This window comes from Amycolatopsis sp. NPDC004772, from assembly GCF_053601215.1.
Genome location: NZ_JBSGBK010000006.1, coordinates 189888 through 196789, shown reverse-complemented (window position 1 = coordinate 196789; position 6902 = coordinate 189888). Strand labels below are relative to the sequence as shown.

The window sequence follows — 6902 nt, the reverse complement described above, 5'->3', positions numbered from 1 at the left end:
AATGACTCATTCGGGACGTCCGAGGTCCCGAATGAGTCATTCGCGACGCTCGGGTTGGTACCCCTCAGGCGGCTTCCGAGCCGGACTCGACCGGCTCCGGCGTCCGCCGCACCACGAACGCCAGCCCCAGCGCGGCGCCACCGCCCCCCGGGCCGACCAGCTCGGCCGAGGTGAGCGAGGTGGCCCCGGCTGGAGCTCTACCGCGGCTGGTCGTGAGTGGTAAGGCGGGTTCTAACCCGCCTTAACACTCACGACAACTGCGGAAGGGAACCTCAGCCGGCGTCGGACTCGACCGGCTCCGGTGCCCGCCGCAGCACGAACGCCAGGACCACCGCCAGGCCCAGCGTCGGGGCCACCGCCAGGGCCACCACCGCGCGGAACACCGTGTCACCCGGCAGGAACAGCAGCGCCAGCGACGCCGTGCCGGTCACCGCCGCCCAGGTCGCCAGCACCAGCTTCGCCTGGGTGCGCGCCACCAGCACCGCCGTGAGCAGCTGCATCGGTACCAGGAGCACCGATGACCACACCAGCCCCGCCACCGACCAGCCGTCGATGTCGTACTTCGGGCCGCTCACGAACCGGACCGCCCAGGGGCCCAGCCACAGCCCCACCAGGGCACCCAGTGCCGCCAAGACAAGCGAGCCCGCCGCGCCGAGGGCCAGGACACGGCGCAAGCGGTGGCGGCCCTCCGGTGTCACCGACAGCCGGACCACGAACGGGACCGCCAGGGACTGGACCGGCCCGATCAGCGTCAGCGGCAACCGCGCGATGACCAGGGCCGCGAACAGCGAACCGACCCGGTCGCCGTCGCCGCCCGGGGCCAGGAGGCCGACCAGGGCCGGGTAGCCCGTGATCACCGCCGCCGTCAGGGCCGCGCCGACCAGGAGCATGCCCATCCGGCGGGAGGTCACGCCCCAGCCGTCGCCCTCGACCTGGAAGTCCAGCAGCTGACGAGCGGGACGCGCGAACAGCAGCCAGGCGAACGAGCCCGCCGCCACCGCGATCGCCAGCGAGACGACGTTGTACGCCACCGAGACGAACAGAACACCCAGGATCAGCGCCCGCACCGCCGGTTCGGCGACCACCAGCAGTGAGAACGCCTTCACCTTGTGCTGCCCGATCAGCAACCCGCGCGTGCCGAACTGGCAGGCGAAGGCGACGCCGCCGGCCAGCACGATCACCGCCAGCGACCACTCGCCGTGGAACAGCTTGTCGTTGATCGGCGGGATCAGCAGCGCGAGCGAGAACGCGGCCGCGACGACCACGCCCACCGCGACCGCCCGCAGCGCCGGACGCCCCGCCTTGCCCCCCGCCAGCGCGGCGACCGCCGACTGGCGCGAGAGCTCCTGCTCCAGCGGCGAAAGCGTGCTGCCGAGGCCCATCACCAGGCCCCAGAACGTCACGAAGACCGCGTACTCCTGCGGCGGCAGCAGCCGCTGGCAGGCGACCGTCAGCAGGTAGCCGAGGCCGATGGACACGATCAGCGAACCGCCGAGGCTGCCCGCGGTCGTGCGCCCGCTGCGCGCGGCGGCCGGCGTGTCCACTTCGGTGCTCATCGGCGGCGGAGCTGGGCGCGCACGGCCATCGCCAGTCCACGCAGGACACCGGCGCCGAACCCGCCGGCGAACACCGGCAGCAGCTTGGTGACCGCGCGGGCCTCGGGGCCGGTCGCGCCGCACTTCTTGACGACCTCGCCCGCCGCGACCGCGCCGAGCACCCCCGCGGCCAGCGTCGTCTTCGGCTTCTTCGCCGCGAAGACCACGCCGATGACGCCGGCCGCGAGCGCGCCGAACAGGGCGTTGCGGGCCGGGCCCGGCGAAGCGATGTAGGAGTCCACGTAGGTCGTGCCGCGGAAGTACGCCTGCTGCGTGAACTTCTTGAACGAGTCACGCCCGTTGTAGGTCGCCGACAGCTCCGGGGCCAGCCAGATCCGCTCGCGCTCGGCGATCCAGCGCAGCATGCGGGTGTCGTCGCTGGCGAAGCGGAGGTCGTCGAACAGCGACGCGAACGCCGTCACCGAGCCCTCGAGCAGGCCGCGGCGGGCGCAGAAGAACGTCGTGCCCTTCGGGTAGACGTCGAACTCCTCGATGCCGTACGACATCAGCCGCGGGTTCGCGCAGTACTTGCGCCAGGGCACCTTGACCAGGCCGGCCATGAAGCCGGCGTACGGGTTGTGCTCGGACGCGACGTTGATGTGGCCGTTCCAGACCGCGCGCTCGGGGTGCTCCACGAGCTGGTCGCGCAGGAACGTCAGGGTGTGCTCGTCGACGATGACGCGGCTGTCGAGCAGCGCGACCCACTCGCCGGACGACTTGGCGATGCCGGCCCGCCGCGCCTCGAACCGGCCGGAGTTGACCTGGCTCAGGACGGTGATGCCGTGGCGTTCGCGCAGGTCGTCGAGCCGAGAGGGCGTGGCGTCGGTGCTGCCGTCGTCGACCACGACGACCTCGATCGGCCAGCTCGCGGCCGATGCCGAAGCGAGCAGCGCGCCGACACTGCGTTCGATCCAGTCCTGCTCGTTGTAGACCGGGATCACGACGCTGAGCGAGGGGAGGAGCGGGTTCGCACTCACCGGGCCGAGGCTACCCGGCGGCCCGTGCGCCGGGTCGGCCAGTATCCTTACGCCACCGCACCCGACCTGAAATGGGCTCCTCTGGTGATTTCCTTCATTCTCGGCACCACCGCGGAACTGATCAAGATCGCGCCCGTCTACCACGGGATCCGCGAGCGCGGGATGCGGCCGAAGATCTGGTTCACCGCCCAGCACGTCGACGAGGTCGCGGACGTTCTGGCGGACCTGAACATGCCGGCGCCGGACGTCTGGCTGGTGCCGGAGGACAAGGCCCACAACCTCGAGTCGCCGGCGCAGGTGCCCGGCTGGGCCGCGCAGGTGCTGCGGACGGCGTGGAGCCGCCGCCACGAGCTGCGCGCCGCGCTGACCGAGGACGGCCGTCCCCCGCTGGTGCTGGTGCACGGCGACACGTTCACCACGCCCTACGGCTCGCTGATCGGCAAGCGGATCCTCAAGTCCCGCGTCGGGCACGTCGAGGCGGGTGCGCGGTCGGGCAGCATCCTCTCGCCGCTGCCGGAGGAGCTGAACCGCAAGATCGCGGCGAAGATCGTCGACATCCACTTCGCGCCGAGCATCCGCGAGGTCAACAACCTGCGCCACGCCCGCGGGGTGGTCGTCGACACCGAGGCGAACACCGCGATCGACGCGATGCGCCTCGCCATCAACGGCCCGCTGGACGTGCCGAACCTGCCGGAGAAGTTCGGCCTGGCCACGCTGCACCGCTTCGAGCTGGTTTCGCGCCCGGACAAGTACCGCGAGGCCCTCGAAATCCTGCGCGAGCAGAGCCGCAAGATGCCGATCCTGTACATGGCCGGCGCGCCGGAGCGCGAGAAGATCCGCGCGCTGGGCATCGGGAACATCTTCGACGACCAGTTCATCGTCCAGCCGAAGATGCGGTACCTGAAGTTCCTGCCGCTGGTGGCGCGCGCCGAGTACGTCGTCACCGATTCGGGTGGTCTTTCGGCGGAGTGCTACTACCTCGGCCTGCCGTGCGCGGTGCACCGCGAGCGCACCGAGACGCCGCAGCACCTCGGTGAGACGGTCGTGCTGACCGAGATGCGCGGCGACAAGCTGCAGAACTTCCTCGACACGTACCAGAACCGGCGTGGCGAGTCCTGGATGGACAAGTACCACCCGTCCGAGATCGTCGTCGACACGCTGGCGCAGCTCGGCTACTGCTGACGCACCACCCGGGCCCGGCTGCTCGGCTGCGAGCAGCCGGATTCTTGCGCGCCCACCGGACCGCTGGTTAGCCTCTCGACGAGGTCGGCACGGCGGTATGGGGGGCTTGTGCTGTTTCGGGTACTTGGTGCTGTCGGGGCTCAGCGCGGTGCGGACGCCGTCGCGCTGGGCGGTCCGAAGCCGCGCGCGCTGCTGGCCGCGCTCCTGCTCGCCGAGGGCCGGGTGCTCCCGGTGTCCCGGCTGATCGCCGTCATCTGGGACGACCACCCGCCGGAGAGCGCGCCGGCCCTGCTGCACACCTACGTCTCCGCGCTCCGGCGGGCCTGTGGGCCCGGCGCCGGCTCGATCGTCACCGAGCCGCCGGGCTACCGGATCGACCTGACCGGCTGCACGCTCGACTACCAGGAGTTCACCCGGCTGGCGAAGCAGTCCGCGGCCGCGGCGGCGGCCGGTGACCACGAAACCGCCGCACGCACGGGCCGGGCCGCGCTCGCCCACTGGCAGGGACCGGCCTTGAGCGGCCTGAAGACGGCCTTCGCCGACGCCGAGTCGGCGCGGCTGACGGACCTCCGGCTCGCGGTCACCGAAGACGTCTTCGAGGCGGAGATCGCGTTGGGCCGCGGGGCAGCCCTGGTCGACGACCTGCGCACCCTGGTGGCCGAGCACCCGTTGCGCGAGCGGCTGCGCGGCCAGCTGATGACCGCACTGTGGTCGGCCGGCCGGCAGGCCGACGCCCTCGGCGTCTACCGGGACGGACGCCGGCTGCTGGTCGAGGAGCTCGGCGTCGAACCGGGCCCGGAGCTGCGGGCCCGGCACGAGCGGATGCTGCGCGGGGACGGGAACCCGGCGGCCGTCGCCGCGGCGGAACCGGAGCCCGAACCCGTCGCCGGCCCGTGCCTGCTCCCGCCCGACATCACCGACTTCACCGGCCGCGGCACCGAGGCGGGGAAGCTCACCGGGACGGCGGCCCGGATCGTCGCCGTCTCGGGGAAACCCGGGTCGGGCAAGAGCTCACTGGCCGTGCACGCGGCCCACCGGCTGCGGCCCCGGTTCCCGGACGGCCAGCTGTACGTCGACCTGCGTGGCGCGCGGGAGACGCCGGTCGAGCCGGTCGCGGTGCTCGGCCGGTTCCTGCGCGCGCTCGGCGTCCCGGACGCCGAACTCCCGGCGGAGCTGGACGAGCGGGTCGAGCTGTACCGGATGGTGACCGCCCGGCGTCGGCTGCTGGTCGTGCTCGACGACGCGGCGGGCGAACGCCAGGTGCGGCCGCTGCTGCCGAGCGGGCCGGACTGCCTGTGCGTCATCACCAGCCGCGTCCGGCCCGCCGCCCTCGAAGCCGCGGAGCACCTCGGCCTCGGCGTGCTCGGCGACGACGACTGCCTCGCGCTGCTGGCCCGGATCGTGGGCCTCGAACGGCTGGCGCGCGAACCCGAGCAGGCCCGGCTGCTGGTGCACCTGTGCGGGAACCTGCCCCTCGCCGTGCGGATCGCCGGTGCCCGGCTGGCCGCGCGCCCGGACTGGCCGCCGTCCCGCCTGGTGTCCCGGCTGCAGGAGCAGCGGAAGTCGCTCAACGAGCTGGCGATCGGCGACCTCGAGGTCCGCGGCAGCCTGGCGCTGAGCTACCACAGCCTCGACGAGCCCCAGCGCACCGCGCTGCGCCGGCTCGGCTGGCTCGGCGTCCCCGACTTCGCGGCCTGGCTGGTGTCCCCGCTGCTGGAGGTCTCGCCGGACGACGCCGAGGACGTCGTCGAGGCGCTGGTGCGGGCCCAGCTGCTGGACGTCGTGAGCACGGAGGACACCGCACCCACCCGGTACCGGCTGCACGACCTCACCCGGGTCTTCGCGTGGGAGCGCGCGGAAGCCGAGGAGGACCACGACGTCCTCCGGGCCGCGGTGGAACGGGCCACCGCGGAGTGGCAGCGGCTGGTCGAGTGGGCGTCCGGCGGGTCGCCCATGCGCGCGCTCCACAAGCGCGCCGCCGGCCGGGTGCCCGGCCGGGTGCCCACGGCCGCGCTGGGCGACCCGCGGGCCTGGTTCGACACCGAGCAGACGGCGCTGGTGCACGTGGTCGAGCGGGCGGGCGAGCTCGGCCTCGCCGACGCCGCGGTCCGGCTGGCGACCACGCTGTGCGCGTCGTCGTTCGCCGTGGAGAACCACTTCCACCACTGGTGGCGCACGCACACCGCGGCGCTGGCCGCCGCCCGGCGGGCGGACGACCTCTGCGGACAGGGGCTCCTGCTGTCCGGGCTCGGCCTGCTGCGCGCGGAACAGGACCGCTACGACGAAGCCGCCGACTACTACCGGGAAGCGCTGGACGCCTACGCCGGAATCGCCGACCCGGTGGGCGAGTCGACCGTGCGCGTGCTGCTGTCCGGGGTCCACCGGGAGCAGGGGAAGCTCGCCGAAGCCCTCGACCTGCTCGACGGCGTCCTTCCCGCGCTCGCCGCGGCGGACGACGTGACGACCTCGGCGCAGGCCCGGCACTGGCGGGGCATGGTGCTCACCGAGCTCGGCAGGCTGGACGAGTCGCTCGTCGATTACGACGCCGCGCTCGCGGGCTACCGCTCGCTGCCGGACGAGCACGGGGTCGCGCTGGTGGTGCGGTCGATCGGGATCACCCACCGCGCGGCCGGGCGGCTGGCCGCTGCGGAACGGCGGTGCGCGGAGGCACTGGAGATGTTGCGGGACAAGGGCGACCGGCTGATGTCCGCGTATGCGGCGCAGTCGCTGGCGAAGGTCCACATCAGACGCGGGAACCGGCCGTGGGACCAGGTGCACGCGGTGCTGACCGAGGCGCTGGAGACGTGCCACGGCATGCAGGACGGGTTCGGCCAGGCGCTGATGCTGCGCACGCTCGGCGAACTGGAGCTCGCCCGCCACCGGCCCGACGCGGCGCGGCGGCGGCTGGAACACGCACTGACCTGGTGCGACGCGCTGGCTGTCCCGTTGTGGCGGGCCCGCACGCTGCGGGACCTCGCGGTCGTCCTGGATTGCCTGGGCCTGCCCGAGGAAGCCGGCCGCACGCACGCGGAGGCGCAGGCGCTGTTCGTGACGTGCGGGAGCCGGGAAGCGCGGGAACCGCGCCTCCCGGCACCACGCCGCCAGCCGGCCGAGGACCTACCCGGCTCGTGAGCCTCGGCCGGCGACG

4 protein-coding genes are annotated in these 6902 nt (G+C 73.2%); 2 read left to right on the top strand and 2 right to left on the bottom strand.

The annotated features are described in order from the left end of the window. Positions 1-272: 272 nt before the first annotated feature. Positions 273-1556, bottom strand: coding sequence for a lipopolysaccharide biosynthesis protein (locus ACWEF6_RS06520; RefSeq protein WP_449681962.1), 1284 nt, complete (start codon positions 1554-1556; stop codon positions 273-275). Continuing rightward, positions 1553-2572 carry a glycosyltransferase family 2 protein gene (locus ACWEF6_RS06515; RefSeq protein ID WP_449681961.1) on the bottom strand — a complete coding sequence of 340 codons (1020 nt, stop codon included), beginning with the start codon at positions 2570-2572 and terminating at the stop codon, positions 1553-1555. Before ACWEF6_RS06515 ends, ACWEF6_RS06520 begins: the two co-directional genes overlap by 4 nt. Positions 2573-2656: 84 nt before the next feature. On the opposite strand from ACWEF6_RS06515, the gene ACWEF6_RS06510 reads away from it, so the two are divergent. After that, entirely contained in the window at positions 2657-3754 is a 1098-nt protein-coding gene (locus ACWEF6_RS06510; protein WP_449681960.1) for a UDP-N-acetylglucosamine 2-epimerase, read from the top strand. A 108-nt stretch (positions 3755-3862) separates the two neighbouring features. Next, the gene (locus tag ACWEF6_RS06505; RefSeq protein WP_449681959.1) at positions 3863-6886 is read left to right on the top strand and encodes a BTAD domain-containing putative transcriptional regulator; all 3024 of its coding nucleotides are present in this window, start codon (positions 3863-3865) and stop codon (positions 6884-6886) included. Positions 6887-6902: the final 16 nt, after the last annotated feature.

Excerpts from the sequence above, each read along its gene's own strand:
- ACWEF6_RS06520 (WP_449681962.1), bottom strand. The coding sequence starts at position 1,556 with ATGAGCACCGAAGTGGACACGCCGGCCGCCGCGCGCAGCGGGCGCACG.